This is a genomic window from Secundilactobacillus pentosiphilus, assembly GCF_002217985.1.
GTDB classification, from domain to species: Bacteria; Bacillota; Bacilli; order Lactobacillales; family Lactobacillaceae; genus Secundilactobacillus; species Secundilactobacillus pentosiphilus.
Window position 1 is genome coordinate 1 of the sequence record NZ_BCMI01000056.1, and the last position, 1,457, is coordinate 1,457.

Below are 1,457 nucleotides of genomic sequence, written 5' to 3' on the forward strand. Positions count from 1 at the left end.
CGGCATTAGAAATTAGTATTTTTCAGTTTTAGGCATTACCAAGTAGCCTGACCAGGCTACTTGGTAATGCCTTTTTAAATTCATCAAAAATTGAATCAAGTACTTCCGTCATCATGGCAAATCGTTCACCTAGACCAGTTATCATTTTTAGTAACCAATTTAAGGCCTGCACAACCTCTATATCTGGCAACGGTCGACTATAATCGTAAAATAAATCACCAAGCGTCCGTTGATCGGTGTTTTCACGTTGGGCCAAGGCCAAAATATCATAACTCAATATCACCATTGCCATGTGACCACATAAACCGTCATAGCTTTGAATTTGGGTTTGATCAAATTGAAGATATTGTTTAGCCACTTTGAAGTAACATTCAATCTGCCAGCGGCGACCATACATTTGGATAATTTCAGACGGTCTTAACGCTAGTTTAGTCGTTGCCAAAACCAGATATTGGTCAGTCTGACCACGTTTAGTGACAAAAACGAGCTTCATGGGCATCGCCTTACCAGCGACTTCAAACGTAACTACAGGACTGTACAAATACTGTGTTTTCGTTGACCACTTACTACGGCGAAGTAGGTTGTACAAAGTTTTAACGTCCATTTCCCGACCACGATATCGAAAATAGACTTTCTTAGTTTTTTTCAACATACCGATTCCATCACGATGGCGCTTTAGCAGTTCAGAAAACATCTGTGGCGACGCATACCAACTGTCGAAGAGGACATATTTAGCTTTAACGCCCGACTTAATAGCAGCGTCCACTAACTCAAGTGCGACATTATTCATTTTGCGTACAGCCTGCGAACGGCGTTGAGCAGCTAAAGAACGGTGATCAGTTGCTTTAAATAAACCGACTTGGTTTTCGGCATTTCGAGATGACATCAGCGCAAAGTTTAAAGGTAAGAAGGTATTACCATCGCTCCAACCTAAGGTTAGAGCGCGAAATCCTTTAAAATAACACTGTTTATCGTGATCAAAAACCCGTGCTAACAATTCCGTTTTCTTAGAGAATTCACGTTTGAATAGCGAATCATCAATAATTAACGCTTGTCGTCGACGTGAATCCGTAAATTTTTGAACATATTCAGCCAGTCGAACGCCAACGAGTTGAACCAATCGTTGCCAATTAGTATGCGCATTATTCAAACAATTTCTAACAGTCCGTTTTGAGAAAGTGGTTGCCGGTTCAGCTCTGAAAATAGAATAACGATTAAAAATGGTCGTCAGTAACCATTCAAAAAGTAGCTCGGTTTGGATACCACGCACTTTAAAAATGTTAGAACGCCGTAAAACGGCAGAAAGATGGACCAATTTAGAAAAATGATGAAAAGAATGGTGAATATTGGTGGCGTTATATTGTATAGTAGACATGGCATGAATCTCCTCTGTATATTTGGGTTTAGGCACTTTAAGTATACAGATGTGAAGTGATTCATGTCTATTTTTATACAGA

General features: G+C 39.7%; 1 protein-coding gene. It reads right to left on the reverse strand.

What is annotated here, in order from left to right:
- Positions 1–28 precede the first annotated feature (28 nt).
- Positions 29–1,375, reverse strand: coding sequence for an IS4 family transposase (locus CES81_RS13015; RefSeq protein WP_089122130.1), 1,347 nt, complete (start codon positions 1,373–1,375; stop codon positions 29–31).
- Between the last annotated feature and the right edge of the window lie 82 nt (positions 1,376–1,457).